This window comes from Parafrankia irregularis, from assembly GCF_001536285.1.
In the GTDB taxonomy this organism is placed as follows: Bacteria; Actinomycetota; Actinomycetes; order Frankiales; family Frankiaceae; genus Parafrankia; species Parafrankia irregularis.
The window spans coordinates 126,483-150,226 of record NZ_FAOZ01000018.1 but is presented as its reverse complement, the minus strand read 5'-3'; the positions used below and the strand labels follow the sequence as shown (position 1 = coordinate 150,226).

Here is a 23,744-nt window from a genome sequence, read left to right as displayed (position 1 = left end):
CAGGCCCGATGGACAGCGGTGACTGCGCCGGAACAGGCTGGGGCGTGTGCGCAGCGGCGGAGGACGGTGACCGGGCCCATGGGCTGACCTTGTTCTGGCGGGTCTTCGCGCTCAACGCGGCGGTGTTCACCGCGGCGATGCTCGGGCTCATGCTCGGCCCGGTCACCGTTTCCACGCCGGTGGTCCTGACCGAGGTGCTGATCCTGATCGGAGGGCTGGCCGCGATGCTGGTGACGAACGCCGCGCTGCTGCGCGTCGCCCTGCGCCCGATCGACCGGCTCATCGCGGCCGTGAGCACGATCGACCTGTCGCGCCCCGGCCACCGGATGGTCGACGCAGGGCAGGCGGGCCCGATCGGGGACCTCGTCCGTACCTTCAACGCGATGCTGGACCGGCTGGAGGCCGAACGCGCGGCCAGCACGGCCCGCGCCCTGACCGCGCAGGAGGCGGAGCGGCAACGGATCGCGCAGGAGCTGCACGACGAGATCGGCCAGACGCTCACCGCGGTCCTGCTGGAGCTCAAGAGCGTCGCGGACAGCGCACCGCCGCCGCTTCGCACGCGGCTGCGGCAGGTGCAGGAGACCACCCGCAACGGCCTCGACGAGATCCGCCGCATCGCGCGCCGGCTGCGCCCGGGCGTCCTCGAGGAGCTCGGGCTGACCAGCGCGCTCAAGGCACTCGCGGGCGAGTTCACCACGGGCGGGCTCGTGGTGCATCACAGCGTCGAACGTCACCTCGGCCTCGGCCGGGACGCCGAGCTGGTGCTGTACCGGGTCGCACAGGAATGCCTCACCAACACGGCCCGCCATGCCGGCGCCCGCCAGGCCCGCCTCGAGGTGGCTCGCCGGGGCACCGGCATCGAGCTGCGGGTCCGCGACGACGGGCGTGGGCTCGGTGGTGCCGCGGAGGGCTCGGGCATCGGCGGCATGCGCGAACGTGCGCTGCTGATCGGGGCCGACCTCACGATCGGGCCCGCCGCCGGCGGTGGCACCGAGGTCCGGCTGTGGGCGCCGCTGCCCGAAGAGCCGCCGGTGCCGCTGCCCGAGGAGAGGGACTGACCATGCCCCGACCGATCCGGATCCTGCTGGCCGACGACCACGCGCTGGTCCGCCGCGGGGTACGGCTGATTCTCGACAGCGAGCCCGACCTGACCGTCGTGGCCGAGGCCGCCGACGGCGCCGAGGCGATCGAGAGGGCCCGCGCCGAACAGCCGGACCTGGCGATCCTCGACATCGCCATGCCGCGGATGACCGGCCTGCAGGCCGCCCGCGAGCTCTCCCGGGCGCTGCCGGACGTCCGGATCCTGATCCTGACCATGTACGACAACGAGCAGTACTTCTTCGCCGCGCTGCGGGCCGGCGCGTCCGGTTACGTGCTGAAGTCCGTCGCCGACCGGGATCTCGTCGAGGCCTGCCGGGCCGCGGTGCGCGGTGAGGCGTTCCTCTACCCGGGTGCGGTGAACGCCCTCATCCGCGACTATCTCGAGCGCGCCGCGGCCGGTGACCCCGGCACCGGCCGGGTCATCACCGACCGGGAGGATGAGGTGCTCAAGCTCGTCGCCGAGGGGCACTCGTCCCGGCAGATCGCCGACATCCTGTTCATCAGCGTCAAGACGGTCGAGCGGCACCGCTCGAACCTGCTGCAGAAGCTCGGCCTGCGGGACCGGCTGGAGCTGACCCGCTACGCGATCCGCGCCGGGCTCATCGAGCCGTGAGCGGCGAGTCGTGCGGCGTCGGCGCGTGCGGCGTCGGATCATCCGGCGTCGGATGAGCCGTGGCGCCCGGCGGCGCGGCGTACGGAACGGGAGCGGCGGTATCCGCGGGAGTCCTCGCGGGACTCCTCCCGACGGCCGCCAGCAGGCGGACGAGCCAGCCGGACCGGCCGGCCATGACGGGACCGAGCACCGCGAGAACCAGCACGTACCCCGCGACGAAGGACGCCAGGCGGCTGTCGAGCCCGGCGCCGGCCGCCATGGCCGCCAGGATGAGCGCGAACTCGCCGCGGGCGACCAGGGTGGTCGCGATGTTGGCGGCGGGCTGCGCCCCGAACCCGTGCAGGCGCGCGGCGACCAGACCGGCGATCACGCTCGTCGCGGCCGTCAACGCGACGGCGGCGGCGACCGGCCCGGCCACCCCGGCGACGTCACCGGGGTCGATCGAGAGCCCGAAACCGAAGAAGAAGATGGCCGCGAACGCGTCGCGCAGCGGATGCACCAGCTCGCGGATCCGCGGTGCGGAGCTGGTGCTGCCGAAGATCAGCCCGACCATGAACGCGCCGATCGCGTCGGCGACGCCGAGCACCTCGGAGACCCCGGCGACCAGCACCGCCGCTCCGAGGAACGTGACCACCAGCAGTTCGTCGTCCCGCACGGCGATGAGCCGGCCGACCAGCCGGGTGCCGAACCGGGCCACCACGGCGAGCGCCACCAGGAAGCCGAACGCCTTCCCGGCCTGCGCGATCGTCTCCCCGACGCCGTGGACGTCGGCGAGGACGGGCTGCAACGCGGCGAGGTACATCGCCAGGAACAGGTCCTCCACCACGAGGACACCCAGGATCAGCCGGGTCTCGGGGTGGGCCAGCCGGCCCAGGTCGATCAGGATCTTGGTGACGATCGCGGACGAGGAGATACCCAGGACGCCGGCCAGCACCAGCGCCTCCCGCGCGCCCCAGCCCAGCGCGAACCCGAACCCCAGGCCGGCCCCGACGTTGAGGAGCAGGTAGATGCCGCCGGCGGCGAACAGCCGCCGCCCGCCGCGCCGCAGGTCGTCGAGGTGGAACTCCAGCCCGAGGTAGAACAGCAGCAGGACCAGCCCGAGCGCGGAGAGCGTCTCGAGGTCCTCGGGGCTGTCCACCAGGACGACGCCCGGGGTGTGCGGGCCGAGCAGAATTCCGGCGAGCATGAACAGCGGGATGGTCGGGAGCCCGATCCGGACCCCGGCGCGGGCCAGCAGCGCCGCGGCCAGGAAGGCTCCGCCCATGGCGAGCAGGGTGTCGGCGTGCCCCACGGATCAGCCTCCCCGCGTCCGGCTCGGCCCAGCCGTGAGCGACCCCGCCAGCCTGTGTTCGACTTCCTTCAGCACTGCGCACCTCACCTTTGCGTCACGACAACCGTTTCGGTCAACGATCCGGTATCGCGGCGACGGTGACCATCGGGGCGCACACCCATTTCGGCCCCGGGTCGGGCTCCACGGACACCGGCACAGGTCCGCGCCCGACGGCGGTCACGACGACGATGGGTGGGACGATCGTCACAGCGTGGCGATCGAGTACGACAGAGCTGGCGGTCGGTGGCTGCCTCGTACCGGCGGGAGGCTTCGTACCGGCCGGGCGGCTTCGTACCGGCGGGCGGCTTCGGCCGGCGGGCCGGCCGGGGGCTGGCGGGCGGCAGGTCGCCGAGGCTGCCAGTATCGGCGTAGGTTCGTCGAGCACGGGCCGAGGTGTGCCCACCGCGCTGCGCGCTGCCGCCAGCGCCCGCGACGGACCGGAGACATGCCCCATGCTCCGCCCCTGTACGACCGGCCAGCTGCCCGCGGTGGCCCGACGCCACGGCCGTAACCGCCGAGGCCGCGGATGACCGCGGTGCGCCAGCGGGTGGGGGACTGGCTGATGGCCGGGACCGAGCAGGCGCGGCGGCATGCCGGGCCGCACACCCAGCCGGAGCCGCAGCACCAGCGCCACCACTGGCTGCGGGTCATGTGCCTGACCGGGGTGGACTACTTCTCCACCCTCGGCTACCAGCCCGGAATCGCGATTCTCGCCGCCGGGGCGGTGAGTCCGATCGCGACGCTGGTGCTCGTCGTGGTGACGCTGTGCGGGGCTCTGCCGGTGTACCGGCGGGTGGCGGGGGAGAGCCCGCACGGTGAGGGCTCCATCGCGATGCTGGAGAAGCATCTTTCCTGGTGGAAGGGAAAGCTGCTGGTCCTGGTGCTGCTCGGGTTCGCCTGCACCGACTTCCTGATCACGATCACGTTGTCGGCGGCGGACGCGTCCGCGCACCTGCTGGAGAACCCGTACGCCCCCGACGCGCTGGCCGGTCATCACGTCGCCGTCACGCTGGTGCTGCTCGCGCTGCTCGGCGCGGTGTTCCTGCGCGGGTTCACCGAGGCCGTCGGGATCGCGGTGGTGCTGGTGGCCGTCTACCTCGCTCTCAGCCTGACCGTGATCTCGGTGTCGCTCGTCAGGGTGGTGACCCACCCGTCGATGCTCGGGGACTGGCATCGGCTGCTGGTCGCGGAGCATCCGAACCCGGTCGCGCTGGTCGGCGTCGCGCTGATCATCTTTCCGAAGCTGGCGCTCGGCCTGTCCGGCTTCGAGACGGGTGTCGCGGTGATGCCGTTGATCCGCGGCGCGCCGGGCGACACCGAGGCACGCCCGGCAGGACGCATCCAGGGGGCTCGGCGGCTGCTGACCACCGCCGCGCTGATCATGGGGGTGCTGCTGCTGTCCAGCAGCCTCGCGACGACGGTCCTCATCCCGGAGAAGCTGGTGGAGCCGGGTGGGCCGGCCAACGGGCGGGCCCTGGCCTACCTGGCGCATGAGGAGCTGGGGAACGCCTTCGGGACCGCCTACGACCTGAGCACGGTGGCGATCCTGTGGTTCGCCGGCGCCTCGGCGATGGCCGGGCTGCTGAACCTGGTGCCCCGCTACCTGCCCCGGTACGGCATGGCGCCGCAGTGGGCCCGCGCGGTCCGGCCGCTGGCGCTGGTGTTCACGGCGATCGGCTTCGTCGTCACGCTGGTGTTCGACGCGAGTGTCGACAAGCAGGGCGGCGCCTATGCCACCGGAGTGCTGGTGCTGATCACGTCGGCGTCGGTCGCGGTGACGATCTCGGCGCACCACCGTGGCGGCTGGCGGGGGGCGGCCGGGTTCGGCGTGATCAGCGCGGTGTTCGTCTACACCACCATCGCGAACATCATCGAACGGCCGGACGGGCTGATCATCGGCTCGATCTTCATCATCGTGATCCTGCTGGTGTCCTTCCTGTCCCGGGCGGTGCGCTCGTTCGAGCTGCGGGTCACCGGGGTCGAGCTGGACCCGACGGCGACCCGGTGGGTGCAGGAGGCGGCGCGGGCCGGGGCGCTGCACCTGGTCGCCAACGAGTTCGACACCGGCGAGGCCGCCGAGTACGCGGACAAGGCCAGCAAGGCGCACGAGCTGCTGCACGTCCCGCCCGCGCAGCATCTGCTGTTCATCGAGGTGGACGTCCCGGACTCGTCGGAGTTCGAGAGCGAGCTGGTCGTCCACGGGCGGGAGCGGCACGGGTACCGCATCCTGAGGCTGACCAGCACGTCCGTGCCGAACGCGATCGCGGCGCTGCTGCTGCACCTGCGGGACCTGACCGGCACCCGGCCGCATGTGTACTTCGAGTGGTCCGAGGGCAACCCGCTGCAGAACCTGGCGCGGTTCGTGTTCTTCGGCGTGGGCGAGGTCGCCTCGATGACCCGCGAGATCGTGCGCGAGGCCGAGCCGGACCCGGAGAACCGCCCCTTCGTGCATGTGGGATAGATCCGTCACGAAGGCGCTGCGCCGGGTGGCGGTCGGCCTTAGCCTCGAAACCCGTGGGAACTGACGAGAAGAGCGGGGCGCGGCCGGCGGAGGCGCATCCGGCCGGCCATTCCGCTCATTCCGCGGGTGCCGGCTGGCTGCGCCCCGCGGTCTTCGGCGCGATGGACGGGCTTGTCAGCAACGTCGCGCTGATCAGTGGGTTCGCGGGCGGGGCGGCGGGGCGGCCGGCGGTCATCCTGGCCGGCCTGGCCGGCCTGGCCTCCGGGGCCTTCTCGATGGCGACCGGGGAGTACACCTCCGTCCGGTCGCAGAACGAGGCGATGCGGGCGCAGATCGAGGTGGAGCGCCGCGAGCTGGAGCTGTACCCGCAGGCCGAGGCCGCGGAGCTGGCGGCCTACTTCCAGGGCCAGGGGGTGGACGCGCAGACCGCCGCGTCGGTGGCGCGCCAGCTGGGGAACCGGCCCGACTCCGCGCTGCGGGCGCATGTCGGCACCGAGCTCGGGCTGAACCTGGACGAGCTGCCCTCCCCGATCGGCGCGGCCGGGGCGTCGTTCTGTGCGTTCGCCGTCGGGGCGGTCATCCCGGTGGCGCCCTACCTGCTCGGGTTCTCCTCGTTCGCGCTGGCCGCGATGCTCGCCGCGCTGGCTCTGTTCCTGCTCGGGGCCGTCGTCAGCAGGTTCACCGAACGGTCGTTCGTCTACAGCGGGGCCCGCCAGCTGTTGCTCGGTCTGGTGGCCGCCTCGGCGACCTACGGCATCGGCGTGCTCGTCAACGCCTCCATGGGCTGACCGGCCGGCCGGCGGCTGACCGTCCGGCGGCTGACCGGCGCGTGACCAGCGCCTGGCCGGCCGGACGTCACCGTCCGGCCGGCAGGAGCCCCGTCAGCGCCCCGTTCTGTCCACCCTCAGGTGAACGCGTTCTCCAGCTCGCTGCGCAGGACCCGGCGCAGCAGCTTGCCGTTCTCGTTGAACGGCAGCTCCGAGCGGAACTGGATGTGCTCGGGCGTGCGGCTGGAGCGCAGCTGCGCCCGCACGTGGCTGCGCAGCTCCTCCTCCGTCACCTCACCGGAGGCGACGACGGCCGCGACGACCTGCTCGCCCCACTCGCGGTGCGGGATGCCGACGACCGCGGCCTCCTCGACGGCGGGATGGGTGATCAGGACGGCCTCGATCTCGCCCGGGGACATGTTCTCCCCGCCGCGCACGATGACGTCGTCCAGGCGCCCGTGCACGAACAGGTAGCCGCCCGCGTCCAGGTGGCCCTCGTCGCGGGTCGGGAACCAGCCGTCGTTCTCGATCCGGCCGATGCCGAGGTACTCCCCGGACACCTGGCCACCGCGGACCCAGATCTCGCCGCGCTCCCCGGTCGGCACCTCGACGCCGGCGGGGTCGCGGATCGTGACCTCCAGGCTGGGCAGCGGCCGGCCGACCGAACCCAGCCGGGCCCGCACCTCGGGGTCGGTGCTGCCGATCGCCGCCTGATGGTCGTCCGGGCCCAGCACCGCGATCGTGCTGGACGTCTCGGTGAGCCCGTAGGCGTTGACGAAACCGACGTGCGGCAGCATCGTCACCGCGCGCTCGATGACCGGTACCGGCATCGGCCCGCCGCCGTAGGAGATCGACCGCAGGGACGGCAGGCCGAGCCCGTCCGCCTCGACGACGTCCAGGATGCGGCCCAGCATGGTCGGCACGACCATCGCGTGGGTGACCGACTCCGCCCGGACGAGGTCCACCCAGGCCCGCGGCTCGAAGCTCTCGAGCTGCACGGTCCGGCGCCCCGAGTAGGTGGCCGAGCAGGACGCGGACACACCGGCGATGTGGTACGGCGGGACGCTGACGATCCCGACCTCGTCGTCGGCGGCACCGGCGAACTCGACCGTGGTGATCACGTACTCGGTGAGGTTGCGGTGGCGCAGGACGGCCGCCTTGGGCTCGCCGGTGGTGCCGCTGGTGAACAGCAGCACCGCGATGTCCTCGGGATCACCGCCCCAGCCGTCGGCCTCCTTGGCCTCGCTGTCCGCCGCGATGGCGAGCAGCTCGGCCCGGGTGACGAGGTGGATGCCGTCGATGTCACCGAGCCGCTCGGCGACACCCGCCCCGACGACGATCGTCGCCGGCGCGGTCCGGGCGACGATCGCGCGCAGCTGCTCGTCCGCCAACCGGTAGTTGATGGGGACGAACGGCTTGCCCGCCAGCGCCGACCCGAACAGCGTCAGCGGCACGGCGGGGGAGTTCAGATCGATCAGGCCGACCCGGTCACCCGGCATCGCCGCCAGCGCGGCGCCGGCCCGGCGCGCCTGGTGCCCGAGCTCGGCGAACGTGAGCCCGCCCGCGAGCGGGCCGAGCGCGACGCGGTCGGCCAAGCCGTCCGCGGCCATCTCCAACAGCATCCCGAGGTGCATGTGCTTCTCGCCCGTCAGTCAGAGGAGGGGAGGGGCTTTGCGTCCTTCAGCGGAAGCGGAACGTCGCCGATCGACAGCGAGCCGGCGCCGGCCTTGGTGGCCAGCAGCTCCAGCCCGGACTCGGGGTCGGCGAAACGCTTGCCCAGCGGCGTGCCGGCGGAGAACGCGGGGTCGAGCGCCAGCCCGGCGGGGGCCTCCTCGCCGACCTGGACCACCGGATGCCCACCACACCGCAGATCGATGGCGGCGGACGCGGGCTTGACTATGATCACCTCGGTGTCGCACACCGTGGACTTGTAGCGCGTACCGGGCTTGACCAGGGTGCTCACCCGTGTGACCTCCTTGTGCGGGCCTCCCACCGTGGCCGTGGAAGGGCCGTTCTCGCCTCGTAGGACATCGCAGAACCGCCACGGATCCGTGCCCGCCGGGCACCGCGGTCGTCGGGCTCGGTCGTACGCACGGGCCGCGGGGGCGCGACGGCGGTGCGGCGCCACGCACCGTCACGAAACGGCGCGGGCGACCGAATCCGGGACCAGGTGGTGCCGGCAATCACAGGTCACGAGGTTATTCGTGTTCCGCCCACGGCGCTGAAGTTCACTGACGGCGACAGTGCTGCTTCCTGCCGTGACGACTTGGAGATCCGCTCCTACCAGGGACTACGGCAGGTCGGGTGCCACCGGGAGGCTGACGCCGGTGAGCAGGCGGGTGCGGTCGAGCGCCGCGGCCATGACGTCCACGATCTGTGCCACGGGCCGCTCCGGGGCGGCGTCGACGAGCGCCTCGGGCAGCCGCTCCAGCACGGTGAAGAACGCGATGCTGGCGATCCGCGGGTCGAGCGGGTGCGGCCACCGGCCGCCGCCGGGGACGGTGGCGTAGCCGGTGTGCAGCCGCTCGCTCATCACCCGCCGGACCTCGTCCAGCCGCGCATGGTGTGGCTGCTGGTCGAGCCACACCCGGGTGACCCCGAGATACCGCAGCGCGAAGGTCGCGACCGCACCCAGCCAGTCACGCAGATCGCCGGGATCGGGCGCGGCGGACGCGGCGGACGCGGCCGGTGTGGCCGCCGCGCGGATTCCGCGCAGCCTTTCGTCAAGCTCGGTGATGGCTCCCAGTGCCCGGTCGCTCAACGCAACCAGCAGGTCGAGCTTTTCGTCGAAATACTTGTAGAAGGTTCCGCGGGCGTAACCGGCGAGTGAGACGACGTCATCCACCGAACATTGGTGGTAACCCTTTTCGGTAAAGCATTGGACGCCGGCGTCGAGCAGCCGGGCGACAGTGGCTCCCGCCCGGCTGCTGAGGCCGGCGAACCGGTCATCGGGGCGCGGTGCGGCGACCGGTGAAGAAACCGGTGTCGGTGGTTGTGCGGGCGCCGCCGGGCCCGGCGGTTGTGCTGATGTCGAGGCCGGTGCCGCCGATGGTGCGGACCACAGCCGCTCGCCGCCGCTCGGAGGGCGCGGCGTCGGAATCTCACGGCCGAGCTGCGCGAAAACGGCTGGCGGTGTCTGTGGGAAAAGCAGCAGCTGGATGAGGACGGCCAGCCCGTCGGTCAGGTGCTCCGTGCTGATCGGGGTGGAGCGTGCGGCGGGCCGCGCGCCGCCCGGGCCGGTACCCGGACCGCTGCCCTGGCCGGCGGTACGCCCGGCTGCGGGGCCGGCCGCGCCGTCGACGTGCCGCGTGTAGTTCGCGGCGTTGACCAGCGTGGTCAGCACGACCGCGGCGTCCACGGGATCGATGCCGGTCACACCGGAGGCGGTGAGCCGCCGAGCGATCCGCTCGTGATAGTCAGCCAGGAAGCGGCTGGCCATCTCCGGGATCGGGGTGCCGGGCGAGCTGATGTTCGCCCACTGGACGAACATGGTCGAGTACCGGTCGTAGACCCACGCCCACTCGCCGAGCCACCAGTGCAGATTGTCGAAGCCGAGCTCGGTGGGTTCCAGCGGGCCGATCCGGCGGACCACCCGCATGAGCGCCGTTCCGCATTCCTGGAGCAGCTCGATGAAGATCTGCTCCTTGCTCTCGAAATACTGATACAGCGTGGCCCGGGACACGCCGGCGGCCTTGGCGATGTCATCCACCGACGTGCCGTGGAAGCCCTGCGCCTCGAATAGGCCCAGGGCCGTCTCCACGACTCGTGTGCGGGTACGTGAACCGCGCGCTCCGACCACCGGACTGGTGGGGCCGTAGCTCGCTCGCCGAAGGATCTCGTTCTCGGACATCCACGTCAGAGTATGCGAACAGGCGGCGTTGTATTCCGTTCCGCGCGTCGGAACACGCGCGTTCGCCGAAAGGTGGAATTCACCCGGTGGTCGCCGTGGGGCGGCGCCCGTTGAGCCGGTTGCTCTCGGTCGCCCCGGCGTGGCGCGGCGCGGTGGCCCGGGTGACACCGGCCGGCTCCGACGGGCCGGTCCGTTGGGCGGTCACGAAGGACCCCTCGACGGGCATCGACTGGTCCGGTCGCCGGCCGAGCCGGTCCGCCGCCCGGGTGAAGGTGGTCTCGTGGCCGCGCCAGCCGTGGTCACCGAGCCAGGCCGCCGACTCGCCCTGCAGGCCACCGTGCCACAGGTCGGCGAACTCACCCATCGGCGGGATCCGGCGCACCTCGTCGAGCAGTTCCTTCGACAGGCCGGTCGCGTCCTCGAGGGCGAACCGGCTCGACGGTGCGGACAGGTCGGTGACGTTCGTCAGCAGCCGCTCGGCCTGGGCGGCCTCCAGGTAGACGAGAATGCCCTCGGCCAGCCAGGCCGTGGGCAGGCTCGGGCGCAGGCCCGCCCGCAGCAGCCGGTCGACCCAGTCCTCGGTCAGGTCGGCGACCACCGGATGGCGTTCACACCGAGGCCGGAAGCTCGTCGAGGCGAGCACCCGCTCCTTGAACGACAGCATGTCGGGGCGGTCGACCTCGAACAGGAGGGTGCCGTCCGGCCAGGGCAGCCGGAAGGCCCGCGTGTCCAGTCCGGCGGCCAGCACCACCACCTGCCGGCAGCCGGCGGCCACCGCCGCGCCCAGCTCGTCGTCGAAGAAGCGGGTGCGGACGTCCAGGTAGGTCATCAGAGTTCTGGCCCACATCCGCAGCTGGTCGTCGGCGTCGGGTGGGACCACGGGCACCGCGTCGCCGGCCGCGTCCACGAAGAGCTGCGCGAGCCAGTCGTCGAAGAGACGGTCCGGCCGGCGGCTCGCCCTGGCCCGGATCCAGGCCGTGGCGAGCGCCGTCCGTCCTACGCCGCGAGGAACCTCGTCCATGCACTGAACGTAGCTGGATGCTCTCGAAGGGTGGTGCTTGTTGGAGTTTTCGGCCCCGGATGTGGCCTATGTCGTGGCCTTTGCCGTCCGCGACGCCGCCAGGCGCGGATGGCAGCCATCGGGCGCCGCGGCCCGGTTCCGGCGGCCATCGGTCCCGGGCGCCGCCCGTCCGGACGGCGGCCGGTGACCGGCCGCAGGAACCATCCGAACGCGGCGACCGACACTGCCCGCGGCGGGCGGGCCACGCCTACGGTGGCCCGGTAACCGGTCAGAACCCCGGTTCCGCGACCAGATCCACGACCAGGGAGGCCGTCATGACGCGGACCAATGCTCCTGCTCCTGCGCACATCGGCGCTCCGGCGGCCACGGCCGCCGCACGGGCTGACGGTGACCTGGGGGGCATCCCCGGGCAGGACATCCCGCGTGACCACGCCGGCTTCGGCGTCCTCACCTTCGACGTGTGCCTGCGCCTGGTCGGCGGCGAGCGCATCGGCCGGGTCGCGTTCGCGGCCGACGGCGAGGTGCTCGTGCTCCCCGTCAACTACATCGTGGACGGCAACACCATCGCGTTCCGGTCCCGCGTCGGGTCCAAGCTCTCCGCCGCCACCAGCCACAGCGTGGTCGCGTTCGAGGTCGACGGCTTCGACGAGACCGTCCGGGTCGGCTGGAGCGTCCTGATGAACGGGTACGCCGAGGCCGTCCGCGACGACGCCGAGATCAGGCGGCTCGAGGCCCGCGGGCTCGCACCCTGGGCGGCGAACCTGGAGCGGCCGACCTGGATCCGCATCCACTGGGACTCGGTGTCCGGGCGCTCCACGACGCCGGGCTCCGCCGGCCGGCGCTGCTGAGCCGGATCAGGCCGCCCCGGGTCAGATCAGCGGGACGTTGCCGTCCCGGGACTGACCGATGGTGCGGCAGGTGGCGATGCTCTGCTGGTACCCCAGCGAGAACGACTGGGCGCGCTGGGCCGGCGTGCCGTGCGCGTCCGGCGCGGTGCCACCCTGGTCGAGCCAGCCCCCGCGGGTGTCGCCGAGGCTGTAGAACAGCGTGGTGCCGTTCACGGCCTCGTCCTGGGTGAGCCGGCCCGCGTCGACGGCGAAACGGGCCTGGTTGCCGGCGAGGCAGTCGGCCTGGTTCTCCTCGGCGCGGGACACCGCGCCGAGCACGCCGGCGATCCGGTCGCCGCGATGGCCCAGCTCGTGCATGACCACGAAGGCGGGGTAGGACGGGCCGCCGTCGTCGGCGAGCCGGGACATGAAGTCCGTGCTGTAGGCGATCGTGTCGTCGAGGGTGCAGTAGAGGGCGTTGTCGGCGAACACCTGGGGATCGGTGACGCCGTCCGCGCAGGCGATCTTCGGGATCTCGCCGTTGCGGTACGGCACGTAGTGCGGCTCGGTCCACGCCGTCCCGAGCTGGTTGCGCCAGTAGCCGTTCACCGAGCCCGGGCAGTCGGCGGACTCGGTGATCAGAGCGACGACGTCGTCCGTCGAGGAGATCCGGCCGCCGCAGGCCGGCCTCGGCGTCTCCGCCCATGCCGCCGCCGTCGTCCCGGGAGAAAGACCGAACCAGCTCGCAAGCAGCAGGACCGACAGGGTGAATGCGGCCACAAAGGCCCTTCTGGCGTGCACGACGGCAACCGTAAAGAGCGAAGTGCGGCTTTTGGTGGGTGCGCTGGCCTTCGTGGATCCCCGCATTCGGGGGGATGGCCTTTACGGGCCGACCGGTTTACCGCGGACAGGCGCCGTGCCCAGCGCATCCGTGTTCGGATGGCGCCCGCCATTGGACGTCCGGCGGGATGTGATGGTCGTCGCGCGCCCCCGGCGAGCGGCACCGACGGGTCAGCCCGCCAGAGGCGCGCGAGGCCGGTGCGTCAGGCAACCGGTGCGTCAGGCGGCCGGTTCCTCAGGCTTCCGGTGGTTGGCCGCGTAGGCGTCCACGTACTCCTGGGCGGAGTTCTGGGCGAGCACCCGCATCAGCTCGTCGGTGACGGATCTGGTCACGGCTCGCTGGTGGGGCGAGGCCGGCCCCGCGAGATCGAGCACGGCCGGGCCGAGCAGGTCGCGGTAGCGGGAGAAGTCCAGCGGAGGGCAGACGGTGATGTGCACCTTCCCGCGCCGCCATCGGCGGCATCCCCGTGGGCTGACCCGTTCGGTGCCCGTCATCACCACTGGAACGACCGGCGCACCGGTGGCGAGGGCGACCCGGGCGACGCCGGTACGGCCCTTGTGCAGGCGGCCGTCAGGAGAGCGTGTCCCCTCCGGGTAGACGCCCCAGGCTCCACCGGCGGACAGGACGCCGGCTCCCGCGCGCCGCGCCGCCGCCGCGGCCGTGCCGCCGGAGCGGTCGACGGGAACCTGGCCCGCCGCGCGGAACAGCAGCCCGACCAGCCGGCCGCGCAACCCGCGCCCGGTGAAGTACTCCTGCTTGGCCAGAAACGTGACGCGGCGGGGAATCAGCCAGACCAGGAAGAACGAGTCGGCGACCGCAAGGTGATTGCTGGCCAGAACGACCGGGCCGCTGGGCGGGATGTTCTCCGCGCCGGTGATGGTGGGCCGGCCCAGCAGCCGCAGATAAGGGCCGATGAGCAGGATTCCCCGGACCATGAGGCGTTGGAGGGGTTGGCAGGTGGGAAGCGTGAAGGATTTTGGTCGTCCTGAGAACCAAAATCCTTCACGCTTGTCCGGTAGCAACACCAGGCGCGCTGGCGGGCCGGCTCCAGCGCCCCAGCGCCCGGCGGTAGGGGTAACCCGAGGTTCGGGATCTTGATCCACCAGGCCAGGAACCGCATCGCCCCCGGAGGTGTCGTGACCGGGCCTGATAATCAGAGTGACGTCCACGCACACGTCCCGCGCGCGCCGGCGGCCCGAGCATGAGGATCTGGAGGGAGCAGCCGTGTCCACGACTGCCGCGGGTGGTGCCGCGGATACCGCCGCGGGCCGGGCGCCGTTCCAGCTCGCCGTGCTGGAGGCGGTGCTGGAGCGGATCACCTACGCCAACGAGGAGACCGGCTACACGGTCGCCCGCGTCGACACCGGCCGTGGTGGTGACCTGCTGACGGTGGTCGGCGCGCTGCTCGGCGCGCAGCCCGGCGAGTCGCTGCGCATGCGCGGGCGGTGGGGGTCGCACCCCCAGTACGGGCGCCAGTTCCAGGTCGAGGACTACACCACCGTCCTGCCGGCCAGCATCCAGGGTATTCAGCGTTATCTGGGCTCCGGGCTGGTCAAGGGGATCGGGCCGCGCTTCGCCGAGCGGATCGTCGACCACTTCGGCCTCACCGCGCTGGACGTCATCGAGAACACCCCGGAGCGCCTCATCGAGGTCCCGGGGCTCGGCCCGAAGCGGACGAAGGCGATCGCGGCCGCCTGGGACGAACAGAAGGCCATCAAGGAGGTCATGGTCTTCCTCCAGGGCGTCGGTGTCTCGACGTCACTCGCGGTCAAGATCTACAAGCAGTACGGGGACGCCTCGATCGGCGTCGTGCGCACCGAGCCCTACCGGCTGGCCACCGACGTCTGGGGGATCGGGTTCCGCACCGCGGACGTCATCGCGCAGGCCGTCGGCATCCCGCACGACAGCCCGCAGCGGATCAAGGCCGGCCTGCTGTTCACCCTGTCGGAGGCGACCGACGGCGGTCACTGCTTCCTCCCGGAGAACCAGCTGATCAGCGACGCGGTGCGCATCCTCGCCGTCGACACCGGGGCCGTGATCGAAGCCCTCGCGGAGCTGGTCGCCGAGGAGGGGGTCACCCGGGAGGAGGTGCCGGGGGAGGACCCGCAGCAGCCGGTGGCCGCCGTGTACCTGGTGCCGTTCCACCGCGCCGAGGTCTCGGTGGCGAACCAGCTGCTGCGGCTGCTGCGGGCCGACACCGACCGCCTTGAGGCCTTCGCGGACGTCGACTGGGAGCGGGCGCTCGGCTGGCTGCACGGGCGCACCGGCGTCGAGCTCGCCGAGGGCCAGCGGGCGGCGGTGACCCTGGCGCTGACGTCACGGGTGGCGGTGCTGACCGGCGGGCCGGGGTGCGGGAAGAGCTTCACGGTCCGGTCGATCGTCGAGCTGGCCCGCGCGCGGCGGGCGAAGGTCGTGCTCACCGCGCCGACCGGGCGGGCCGCCAAGCGGCTCGCCGAGCTGACCGGCCACGAGGCGTCGACCGTGCACCGGCTGCTGGAGCTGCGCCCCGGCGGGGACGCGGCCTTCGACCGTGACCGCCCGCTCGACGCCGACCTGGTGGTGGTCGACGAGTCGTCCATGGTCGACCTGCTGTTGGCGAACAAGCTGGTCAAGGCGGTCGCACCCGGCGCGCATCTGCTGCTGGTCGGCGACGTCGACCAGCTCCCGTCCGTCGGCGCCGGGCAGGTGCTGCGCGACCTGCTCGCCCCCGGCACTCCCATCCCGCACGTGCGGCTGACCCAGGTGTTCCGGCAGGCGAGCGAGTCGGGTGTGGTGACGAACGCGCACCGCATCAACCGGGGCGAGCAGCCGCACGTGCGCGGGCTCGACGACTTCTTCCTCTTCGCCGCCGAGGACGCCGAGCAGGCCGCGGCCCTCACCGCCGACGTCGTCGCCCGCCGCATCCCGGCGAAGTTCGGCCTGGACCCGCGCCGTGACATCCAGGTGCTCGCGCCGATGCACCGCGGGCCCGCCGGTGCCGGCGCGCTCAACATCGCGCTGCAGGAGGCGCTCACCCCAGCTCGCCCGGACCGGGCCGAGCGCCGCTTCGGCGGGCGGGTCTTCCGGGTCGGCGACAAGGTCACCCAGGTGCGCAACAACTACGACAAGGGCGCGAACGGCGTGTTCAACGGCACGCTCGGCGTCGTCACCGCGCTCGACGAGGACAACCAGACCCTGACCGTGCGCACGGAGGAGGACGAGGACGTCGACTACGCCTTCACCGAGCTTGACGAGCTGGTGCACGCCTACGCGGTGACGATCCACCGCTCGCAGGGCAGCGAGTACCCGGCCGTGGTCATCCCGCTGACGGCGAGCGCCTGGATGATGCTCCAGCGCAACCTGCTCTACACGGCGGTGACCCGCGCGAAACGGCTGGTGGTGATCGTCGGGTCGCGGCGCGCGATCGGCCAGGCGGTCCGGTCGGCCGGCCACGGCCAGCGACACACCTCGCTCGCCCACCGGCTGCGGACCGCGGTGGGTTCGGCAGGTTCCTGACCAGATGGCCGTCGTCCCGGCGCGTCGGGGCGCGTACCCTGCGTGCAGGGGCAGGGCGGGGAGAGGACGCGGGCGTGACGACAACCGACGGACCGGTGGCCGGGGCCCGCGAGGCGGTCACGCCGCCGCTGCGTGACCTGTACGGAGAGGCGCTGCGCCGGCTGCGGCGCGAGCAGGGCCGCACCCTGCGGGACGTCGCCGACGCGGCGCAGGTGTCGATGCCGTACCTCTCGGAGGTCGAGCGCGGCCGCAAGGAGGCCTCCTCGGAGGTTCTCGCGGCGATCTGCCGCGCCCTGGGTATCAGGCTGGTCGACCTGCTCGTCGTCGTGATGGGTGAGCTCGTCCGCTATGAGCCCCTGCCCGCGCAGCCCGCCCGCCCGGTCGGTTTCGTCAGTTCCAGTTACAGCCCCAGCTCCAGCTTCAGCGCCGGCTTCGGCGTCAGCGCTGTCCGCTCGGTCGGCGGTCTGGTGGGCCAGGCGGGCCAGGTGGGGGTGGCCGGGCCGCACGAGATCGTGTCCGGTGGTTTCTCCGGTCCGCACGTGGTCCTCGGCCGCCACCTGGCCCGCCGGGCGCTCGCCCGCCACCGGTACCCGCTCTCGCCGCGGCCCGGGCTGCAGCGCCGGCCCGCGGTCCGTCCCGGGGCGGCGGGCCTGGCCGTGCCCCCTGCGTCAGGCGGGTCGGGCCACCCGGGTTTCGGGAGCCGGTCCGCCGTGGCGTGGCACGCGGTCGTGGCGCGCTGAGACGTCCACCAGGCCGCCGGGCGGGCCACCCGCCGGGCCGCCGGCCGGGCCTCCCGCCGGGCCGTCGGTCAGCTCGCCGGCACGGTGCAGCACATGGTCGACCAGGCCGTACTCACGTGCCTGCTCGGCGGTGAACCAGCGGTCCCGGTCGGCGTCCGCCTCGATGCGTTCGGCCGGCTGCCCCGAATGCAGGGCGATCAGCCGCTGGAGCAGGCGCTTGGTGGCCAGCATCTGCGTGGCCTGAATCGCGATGTCCGAGCTGCCGCCGCCGATGCCGCCGGATGGCTGGTGCATCAGCACCTGTGACCGTGGCAGTGCGTAGCGCTTGCCGGGCGCGCCCGCGGTGAGCAGGACTTGGGCCATCGAGCCGGCGAGCCCCAGTGCGACGGTCGCGACGTCGTTCGAGACGTACTGCATCGTGTCGTAGATGGCCATTCCCGCGCTGACGGAGCCACCCGGTGAGTTGATGTACAGGTAGATGTCCGCGGTCGGGTCGTCGGCCGCCAGCAGAAGCAGCTTGGCGCAGATGGCGTTCGCCATCGCGTCCTCGACCGCCGAACCGAGGAACACGATGCGGTTCGCGAGAAGCCGCTGGAAGACGTGCTCCTCGGACGGTCCGGACGGTGAGCCCGTGGCGTCACCGCCCGCGTGGGCCGGGAGCTGCGCCTGCGCCGGGAACCGGGTGTGGGCCTGCAGCTGTGGGCGGGCCTGCAGCTGTGGGTGAGCCTTGGACGAAGTGTGCATGGTGGCTGACCTCCCGCCGGCCCGGCGGGGGTGGGAGACGACGAAGGGCCGGCGCTGCCAGCCTCACCGACGGCGACGGCCGCCAGGGGTGTGCTCTGCCTCCGGCAGATCTGCTGCTGGCAGAGCACAGCGTCGGTGCCGACCCGGAGCCGCCGGTGCCAGGAGCGGCGGTGGCAGGAGCGGCAGGCGTCAGTAGGCGTCCGGGTCGGCGTCGAAACGCAGCCGGGCGCGGACGCTGTCGTCGTGCAGCGTCACCATGAAGTCCTCGGCGACGCGCACCTGCTCCTGCAGCGACGCCAGCTTGTCCTCCGCGAGGCTGACCCAGGCGGAGAGACGTTCGTGCAGTTCCTCGCGTCGCTGCCGGGGAAGCCCGTCCTGCTCGATCTCCTCCCGCAGGCCCACCAGCGCGCGCATCTCGTCGAGGGTGAAGCCGAGCGGCTTCATCTTCTTGATGAGAAGGAAACGGTCGAGCGCGTCGTCGTCGTAGAGCGGCCCGCCACCGTCGGCCTGCCCGACGGCCACGAGCAGTCCAGCCTCCTCATAGAAGCGGACCGTCCGCAGGGACAGCCCCACCAGAGTGGCGACCTCGCCGATCTCGTAGCTGCCGCGGTGGGCTGAGGACGGGGTGATGTTGCCAGTCGTGGACAATTCGACCCTTACGTCGGTATCGCGGGCGGGGTGACTGTGGGGTTGGCGCGACCGCGCCGGCCGGGGCGGATTCGGCTGCCGCGCCGTGGCCGGCAGGGGCGAACCCAGCATATTGCGGACCCGCCGGCGGGCATGGAGGCGGCGCCGAACGCGCCGGAGCGATCGAACCCGGCGCGGTGCGCGGCGGGACTGGTCACCGGGCCTGCTGGTCGTCCGCCTGGTTCTGGCGCCCGCCCGGCTGCCCCTGCTGTGCCGACTGGCTGGGCTGTGCCGACTGGCTGGGCTGTGCTGACTGGCCGGGTTGTGCCGACTGGCCGGGCTGCCCGTGCGGGTCGTCGGAGCCGGCACGGGACCGCTCGACGTCCCCGTGCAGGCCGACGACGAAGTCCTCGGCGACACCGGCCTGTTCACGCAGGGCCGCGAGTTTCTGCTCGGCCAGGACGGCCCAGGTCCGAAGTCGCTCCCGAAGCTCCACCCGCCGCTGGGCGGTCAACCCGGGGTCGGCCAGCTCGTCGCGGACCGTGAGCAGTGACCGCATCTCCTCGAGAGTGAAACCCAGGGGCTTCATCTTCTTGATGAGAAGGAGGCGGTCAACCGCGTCGTCGTCATAAAGGCGAAAACCGCCGGGTGTGCGGCCCGTGGGGACGAGAAGACCGGCCTCCTCGTAGTAACGGACCGTTCGCAGTGACAATCCCACCCGCTCTGCGACCTCTCCGATCTGGAGAGCGTTGCGGCGGATCAGGCCGGGATGGGATTCGTCCCTGCGTATCGTCGACAAAGCTACCCTAACGTCAGGGTCGGGAATCGTGTGCCGTGGCGGACAGGCGGCCGAACGGGGTGACTCCCGAACACGTCTACAGAGACTGTGCCATTGGTAGGGAGCACTGTACGACGTCTGGGAGTCCGGCGAAAATCGGCCAGGGGCGGAAGATCCGGACCTGCTCGGCGGGTCCCGGAGCAGGCGGGCATCGGAGGGACGCGCCCGGATCGCCGGGGTGTGCCGTCGGCCCGCGTGGTCTCGTCCCGTGGGCGGGGCGCTCTCCTCTGGTGGGCGGGCCCGCAGGTGCCTCGGGCGGGCGCCACTTCCGTGGTCGGACGGTCACCCTCGATGAGGTGCGCCGTCGCGGCGGAGGCGGCGGAGCGTGCCGCGGCCGGCTGTGGCGGCCCGGCGATCGGTGGGCCGCCGGCAGGGCGCCCAGCAGGCCTCTCAGTGGCTCCTGACCGGGTCGGCCGGGCCGGCGTGACGGGCGTCGCGGTCGATTCATGATCGAATCTTCGTGGGTCCTTGGTCCCGAACGGGTGTAAGGGCTAGCACGGTCTGGCAGAAATTTCCGGTACATCCGTTTTGCCAGGGCACGATTTCGGTGGATGTCTGTCCGGACATTCAGAACGGGGGGAGCCCGGCGGATGGAGATTCCGAGGAGGTTGGGGCCGTTCCTGCTCACCCGCCGCATCGGCGCCGGCGGGATGGGGACGGTCTACTACGGGACGATGGGCGGGCCCGACGGTCCGCCGGCAGCAGTGAAGATCATTCGGGCGGAGCTCGCCGATCACCCGGAGTTCCGGGCGCGGTTCCGGCGCGAGATCGAGGTCGTGCGCCGGGTGGCGGGCGCCTGCACGGCCCGGGTGCTCGCCGCTGATCCGGATGGCGATCCGCCCTACCTGGCCACCGAGTACCTGGCTGGGCCCAGCCTCGCCGAGTACGTGCGCCAGCACGGCCCGCTCGCCGGTGACTCGCTGCGCACGCTGGCCGTCGGCCTGGCCGAGGCACTGGTCGCCATCCACGACGCCGGCGTGGTCCACCGTGACCTCAAGCCCTCCAACGTGCTGCTCACCAGGGAGGGGCCGCGGGTCGTCGACTTCGGTATCGCCCAGGCCGTCGACACGGTGTCGCTCACGGGCGCGGGCTCGTCGGTGGGCAGCCCCGCCTACATGAGCCCCGAGCAGATCAGCGGACGCTTCAACGACCCGGCCATGGACGTGTTCGCCTGGGGCTGCACCGTGGCGTACGCGGCGACGGGACGTTCGCCGTTCGGCGGGGGCTCGGCGGACGCCGTGCTGTTCCGCGTCCGGCATGACCCGGCGAACCTGGACGGGGTGCCCGGCCGCCTGTACGGACTGCTCGCCCGCGCCCTGGCGAAGAACGCGCAGGCGCGACCCGACATCCGCGCGCTGCTGCGGGAGCTGCTCGCCCTGTCGGACGTGGGACCGACGGTCAGCAGTGACGCCGAGGGCACCGACCTGACGGCGCTGGTGAACGAGGTGATCGCGGCGGGCTGGCTGTCCACCGCGCATCTCGACGCCCGGATCCTCGATCTCGACACCCAGGACGTCGAGCTGCTGCCGATCGTGCGGGCTCCGACGCCGCCGCGGCCCACGCCGTCTCCCTCGGCGTCCCCGGCCGCCGGCCGGCGCAGGCCCGGCGCGGGCGTCCCGGCGGGGCGGGGCGTCCCGGCGGCGTCGGCGGGACGGGGAGCGCCACTGGCGTACCTGCGGTGTGTGCTTCCCGAGCAGCGGACCGAGGACCAGCGAACCGGCGGAGCCGAGACGACGGCGCCGCGGGCGGCCCCCAGGATGGACACCGCCGCCGGGACGCGCGCCCCGGGCGGCAGGCCTGCCCGGGGCGGAACCACCGCCGCGGCGTCGAGACGGGCGGCGTTCGGGGCACAGCACGTACCCGGGGCACAGCACGTACCTGGGACACAGCATGTACTTGGCGCACAGCATGCACCTGGGGACCAGCATGTAGTACCTGCGGCGCAGCAGGTGCCCGGCGGGCAGGCCGCGCCCGGGGCACCGGCCGGCACGGTGACCGCCGCGGCGCCGCCCCGGCCCCCGCGACCCCGCAGCCACCGGGCCGAGCGGAGGCGTTGCCGGCACCGACGGGTCGGCGGATCCCACTCCGTCCGCGCCCGATCCAGGAGCCAGGCCGTGGGAGAGCGGACCGCCCGGGTGGGTCCATGGTCGGTCACAGCGGCTGTCACCGCTGCCACCGCTGTGACAGCCGTCACCGGCTCGTTCGGGATCGCCATCGTGGCGCTCGCCGTGCTGGTGCTCATGCTGGTCGGTCTGGCGGCCCGCTGACGGCTCGGACCCCGGCACCGCACCCTCACCTTCCCGCACCCGCTCGTGCGTGGGGAGGAGGTTGGCCGGAGAGGTTCCGGCGCGGTCGTCCCGCGCGGGCTCAGTACGGGACGACCGCGCTCCGGGCTGTCAGGAATGCCGCGGCGCCGTCAGGAACGGAGCTGACCGGGGGCGCGGTGTGGCGAGCCGTGCCGTGACGCCCGGACCATCGCGTTGCGCACCGCCGACGTGCGCAGCAGCGCGGTATCCAGCACCATCTCGTCGACGGGGACGGTCAGACCCTGCTCGACCAGAACCGACGCCGTGACGCTGTCGCCGGCGCGCAGAGTGTCCCTGACCTGTTCCAGGAGCCCGCGCAGGGTCGCGATCTGCTGGGCACAGGTCGGTGCGCCGAGCGAAGGCAGCCAGGTCGGCCACGGATGGGCGCTTACCTCGTGGTCCGAGACGCCCAGTTCGCGGGCGAGCGCGAGCTGGGAAATCCGATCCGGGATCACCCCGCGATTCTCCCAGCGCCAGATTTTCTGGCGCTGGGCCGCCATGCTGGAGACACCGAGTTCACGGGCACGCGCGGCGACGATTCGCGCCACGGTTTCATAGGACCAGCCGTGCAATGCGCGTAGCCGGCGGAGTGGATGGGTGGGCCCTGGCTCTGGAAAGGTAAGGGGATGGTCGGGCCGCACGACAAACATTCATCTCACCTCTTTTTTGCGCGCCCCCGCCCTCCGATCCGTGCCGCGGACTTCATCTCGACATCTCGACGCCTTTGTCGCGTGCTTTCGATCGCCGCGCACCGTTGTGCCGCCCTGGTCCGCCCTGACCCGGAGGTCGTCTGGTAGGTGGCACCCGGGTGGTGCCTCCACAGCGGAAGGAGCCGCATCGCGCCGCCCCCGACAGCGACCGGTGCAAGCCTCGTCGAAGCCCCGGCAGGCATCGGCGAGACGGTTCCGACCCGTGCCCGCAGCGGACGCGCGGGACGGTCGGACCCGCCCGCACGCTCCAGGCGCGGAACGTCGATCGGCATTCAAGCAACGGAAGCACAATAGCACCGTTCCGTGTGGGAAGTATTTGCCGTTTCCCTCGCGCGGCACTCCGTGCGCACCAGGAACGCGCTGCCCGTGCACTGCTCCGTCCTGGGCGGCGCCCCGTTGTCGCAGGTCTGCGCCATCATCTCCGGCTGTGAGTGCTGAGGTTGCTGACCCGCTCGGCTTTCCAGCGCGGTTCCCGCGCCCGTACGCGGTGGTTGACGTGGAGACCACAGGCCTGTCGCCCGCTCGGGACAGAGTGCTGTCCGTGGCCGTTGTGCTGACAGCTCCCGACGGCGCGGTACAGGGCCGTTGGTCCACACTTCTCGATCCGGGATGCGATCCCGGTCCCGTGCACATCCACGGTCTGACCCGGGAGCGCCTTGCCGGCAGCCCGACCTTCGCGGCCGTTGTCGACGAGCTGTCCGAGCTGCTCGCCGGGCGCGTTCTGGTCGCGCACAACGCGGCATTCGACTGGCGGATGCTCGCCGGTGAGGGGCTGCGTATCGGGCGCACACTGCCGGTGGAATGGCGGCTGTGCACGCTGACACTGGCCAGCAGGCTCGGCCTGGAACTGGCGAGCCTACGGCTGGCGGCCCTCGCGGAGCACTGGGGTGTCACCCAGCGGCGGGCGCATGACGCCGAGGACGACGCCGAGGTTCTCGCAGCACTTCTTCCCCGCATTCTCAGCCGCGCCGCGGAGCAGTTCCTCGAGCTGCCGCTGACCCGGTGTGGTGTCGAACGTGACGGTGTCGCGGTGTATCCGCCGCGCTACTCCGCGGCGGGGCGGCCGCCGCCGTGCGGCTACCGCAATCCCGGCCCGTTGGCGCCCGGGGCCCCGCTGGTCCAGGGCATGCGGGTCGTCTTCACCGGACCGACCAGGACCGAGCGCGGCGCGCTCGTCGACCGGGCGGCGGCCGCGGGCCTGGAGGTCACCGCCAGCGTCAGCCAGCGGACGAGCCTTGTGGTGACCAACGAGAAGCACGGAGCCACCCGCAAGGCGCGGGCCGCCGCGCAGCTGGGAATCCCGACCCGTGACGAGCGGGAGTTCCTGGCGTTGCTGGCGGCCGTCGCGCCCGGAGCACCGGAGGCGACGACACTGGCGCCCACCTGATCCGGCGGCCGCCGGCTGTTCCGGGTGGACCGGAGCCAACCGGAGCCAACCGGGGGCGGCCCGCGCGATACTCGAAGGGGCGGCGA

20 protein-coding genes are annotated in these 23,744 nt (G+C 72.4%); 9 read left to right on the top strand and 11 right to left on the bottom strand.

Annotated elements, in window-relative coordinates; translation table 11 throughout:
* The first annotated feature begins 8 nt into the window (after positions 1-8).
* Both AWX74_RS24220 and AWX74_RS24215 read left to right on the top strand, forming a co-directional pair.
* Positions 9-1,058, top strand: a complete 1,050-nt coding sequence (locus AWX74_RS24220) for a sensor histidine kinase (protein ID WP_207550406.1) — start codon at positions 9-11, stop codon at positions 1,056-1,058.
* A 2-nt stretch (positions 1,059-1,060) separates the two neighbouring features.
* A complete protein-coding gene (locus tag AWX74_RS24215; RefSeq protein WP_091281313.1) occupies positions 1,061-1,714 on the top strand; it encodes a response regulator in 654 nt (217 codons plus the stop codon).
* Here AWX74_RS24215 and AWX74_RS24210 read toward each other — a convergent pair.
* Positions 1,701-3,005, bottom strand: a complete 1,305-nt coding sequence (locus AWX74_RS24210; RefSeq protein WP_091281310.1) for a cation:proton antiporter — start codon at positions 3,003-3,005, stop codon at positions 1,701-1,703. The genes AWX74_RS24215 and AWX74_RS24210 overlap by 14 nt on opposite strands.
* Positions 3,006-3,570: 565 nt before the next feature.
* Between AWX74_RS24210 and AWX74_RS24205 the strand changes: the two genes are divergently transcribed.
* Positions 3,571-5,505 carry an APC family permease gene (locus tag AWX74_RS24205; RefSeq protein ID WP_091281307.1) on the top strand — a complete coding sequence of 645 codons (1,935 nt, stop codon included), beginning with the start codon at positions 3,571-3,573 and terminating at the stop codon, positions 5,503-5,505.
* Positions 5,506-5,558: 53 nt separating this feature from the next.
* A complete protein-coding gene (locus AWX74_RS24200) occupies positions 5,559-6,293 on the top strand; it encodes a VIT1/CCC1 transporter family protein (RefSeq protein ID WP_091281304.1) in 735 nt (244 codons plus the stop codon).
* Positions 6,294-6,409: 116 nt separating this feature from the next.
* Here AWX74_RS24200 and AWX74_RS24195 read toward each other — a convergent pair whose 3' ends face one another.
* The 4 genes from AWX74_RS24195 to AWX74_RS24180 form a co-directional block, all read right to left on the bottom strand.
* A complete protein-coding gene (locus AWX74_RS24195; protein WP_091281301.1) occupies positions 6,410-7,906 on the bottom strand; it encodes a class I adenylate-forming enzyme family protein in 1,497 nt (498 codons plus the stop codon).
* A 14-nt stretch (positions 7,907-7,920) separates the two neighbouring features.
* Positions 7,921-8,235, bottom strand: coding sequence for a hypothetical protein (locus AWX74_RS24190; protein ID WP_091281298.1), 315 nt, complete (start codon positions 8,233-8,235; stop codon positions 7,921-7,923).
* 327 nt (positions 8,236-8,562) lie between these two features.
* Positions 8,563-10,032: a TetR/AcrR family transcriptional regulator gene (locus AWX74_RS24185; RefSeq protein ID WP_278184652.1), complete on the bottom strand. Its 1,470-nt coding sequence runs from the start codon at positions 10,030-10,032 to the stop codon at positions 8,563-8,565.
* A 169-nt stretch (positions 10,033-10,201) separates the two neighbouring features.
* Complete coding sequence (locus AWX74_RS24180; RefSeq protein WP_091281293.1) at positions 10,202-11,143, bottom strand: SAM-dependent methyltransferase; 942 nt, start codon at positions 11,141-11,143, stop codon at positions 10,202-10,204.
* Between the two features lie 314 nt (positions 11,144-11,457).
* Here AWX74_RS24180 and AWX74_RS24175 point away from each other — a divergent pair, with 314 nt between their 5' ends.
* Positions 11,458-11,991 (top strand): pyridoxamine 5'-phosphate oxidase family protein, encoded by a 534-nt coding sequence (locus AWX74_RS24175; protein ID WP_091281408.1) that lies wholly within the window; start codon positions 11,458-11,460, stop codon positions 11,989-11,991.
* Positions 11,992-12,012: 21 nt separating this feature from the next.
* Here AWX74_RS24175 and AWX74_RS24170 read toward each other — a convergent pair whose 3' ends face one another.
* Entirely contained in the window at positions 12,013-12,750 is a 738-nt protein-coding gene (locus AWX74_RS24170; RefSeq protein ID WP_091281291.1) for a neutral zinc metallopeptidase, read from the bottom strand.
* 279 nt (positions 12,751-13,029) lie between these two features.
* Positions 13,030-13,746, bottom strand: a complete 717-nt coding sequence (locus AWX74_RS24165) for a lysophospholipid acyltransferase family protein (protein ID WP_091281288.1) — start codon at positions 13,744-13,746, stop codon at positions 13,030-13,032.
* Positions 13,747-14,101: 355 nt separating this feature from the next.
* Between AWX74_RS24165 and recD2 the strand changes: the two genes are divergently transcribed.
* Both recD2 and AWX74_RS42120 read left to right on the top strand, forming a co-directional pair.
* Entirely contained in the window at positions 14,102-16,306 is a 2,205-nt protein-coding gene (recD2, locus tag AWX74_RS24160; protein ID WP_091281405.1) for an SF1B family DNA helicase RecD2, read from the top strand.
* A gap of 74 nt (positions 16,307-16,380) precedes the next feature.
* Positions 16,381-17,046: a helix-turn-helix domain-containing protein gene (locus AWX74_RS42120; protein ID WP_278184651.1), complete on the top strand. Its 666-nt coding sequence runs from the start codon at positions 16,381-16,383 to the stop codon at positions 17,044-17,046.
* Here AWX74_RS42120 and AWX74_RS24150 read toward each other — a convergent pair.
* The 3 genes from AWX74_RS24150 to AWX74_RS24140 all read right to left on the bottom strand — a co-directional run bounded on the left by AWX74_RS24150 (position 16,975) and on the right by AWX74_RS24140 (position 19,135).
* Positions 16,975-17,790, bottom strand: a complete 816-nt coding sequence (locus AWX74_RS24150) for a ClpP family protease (RefSeq protein ID WP_091281285.1) — start codon at positions 17,788-17,790, stop codon at positions 16,975-16,977. The genes AWX74_RS42120 and AWX74_RS24150 overlap by 72 nt on opposite strands.
* A 189-nt stretch (positions 17,791-17,979) precedes the next feature.
* On the bottom strand, positions 17,980-18,438 hold the full coding sequence (locus tag AWX74_RS24145) for a MerR family transcriptional regulator (RefSeq protein ID WP_091281282.1): 459 nt from the start codon (positions 18,436-18,438) through the stop codon (positions 17,980-17,982).
* A gap of 193 nt (positions 18,439-18,631) precedes the next feature.
* Positions 18,632-19,135 carry a MerR family transcriptional regulator gene (locus tag AWX74_RS24140; RefSeq protein WP_242666382.1) on the bottom strand — a complete coding sequence of 168 codons (504 nt, stop codon included), beginning with the start codon at positions 19,133-19,135 and terminating at the stop codon, positions 18,632-18,634.
* A 710-nt stretch (positions 19,136-19,845) separates the two neighbouring features.
* On the opposite strand from AWX74_RS24140, the gene AWX74_RS24135 reads away from it, so the two are divergent.
* On the top strand, positions 19,846-21,522 hold the full coding sequence (locus tag AWX74_RS24135; RefSeq protein ID WP_091281279.1) for a serine/threonine-protein kinase: 1,677 nt from the start codon (positions 19,846-19,848) through the stop codon (positions 21,520-21,522).
* A 149-nt stretch (positions 21,523-21,671) separates the two neighbouring features.
* Here AWX74_RS24135 and AWX74_RS24130 read toward each other — a convergent pair whose 3' ends face one another.
* Positions 21,672-22,211 (bottom strand): helix-turn-helix transcriptional regulator, encoded by a 540-nt coding sequence (locus AWX74_RS24130; protein ID WP_091281276.1) that lies wholly within the window; start codon positions 22,209-22,211, stop codon positions 21,672-21,674.
* 487 nt (positions 22,212-22,698) lie between these two features.
* Here AWX74_RS24130 and AWX74_RS24125 point away from each other — a divergent pair, with 487 nt between their 5' ends.
* Complete coding sequence (locus tag AWX74_RS24125) at positions 22,699-23,658, top strand: DEDDh family exonuclease (RefSeq protein WP_091281273.1); 960 nt, start codon at positions 22,699-22,701, stop codon at positions 23,656-23,658.
* Positions 23,659-23,744: the final 86 nt, after the last annotated feature.

Bases quoted from the DNA above. Each gene is read 5' to 3' on its own strand.
- AWX74_RS24180 (WP_091281293.1), bottom strand. From the start codon at position 11,143: ATGGACGAGGTTCCTCGCGGCGTAGGACGGACGGCGCTCGCCACGGCC.
- AWX74_RS24215 (WP_091281313.1), top strand. From the start codon at position 1,061: ATGCCCCGACCGATCCGGATCCTGCTGGCCGACGACCACGCGCTGGTC.
- AWX74_RS24165 (WP_091281288.1), bottom strand. From the start codon at position 13,746: ATGGTCCGGGGAATCCTGCTCATCGGCCCTTATCTGCGGCTGCTGGGC.
- AWX74_RS24130 (WP_091281276.1), bottom strand. From the start codon at position 22,211: ATGTTTGTCGTGCGGCCCGACCATCCCCTTACCTTTCCAGAGCCAGGG.
- AWX74_RS24175 (WP_091281408.1), top strand. From the start codon at position 11,458: ATGACGCGGACCAATGCTCCTGCTCCTGCGCACATCGGCGCTCCGGCG.
- AWX74_RS24195 (WP_091281301.1), bottom strand. From the start codon at position 7,906: ATGCACCTCGGGATGCTGTTGGAGATGGCCGCGGACGGCTTGGCCGAC.
- AWX74_RS24220 (WP_207550406.1), top strand. From the start codon at position 9: ATGGACAGCGGTGACTGCGCCGGAACAGGCTGGGGCGTGTGCGCAGCG.
- AWX74_RS24205 (WP_091281307.1), top strand. From the start codon at position 3,571: ATGACCGCGGTGCGCCAGCGGGTGGGGGACTGGCTGATGGCCGGGACC.
- AWX74_RS24150 (WP_091281285.1), bottom strand. From the start codon at position 17,790: ATGCACACTTCGTCCAAGGCTCACCCACAGCTGCAGGCCCGCCCACAG.
- AWX74_RS24135 (WP_091281279.1), top strand. From the start codon at position 19,846: ATGGAGATTCCGAGGAGGTTGGGGCCGTTCCTGCTCACCCGCCGCATC.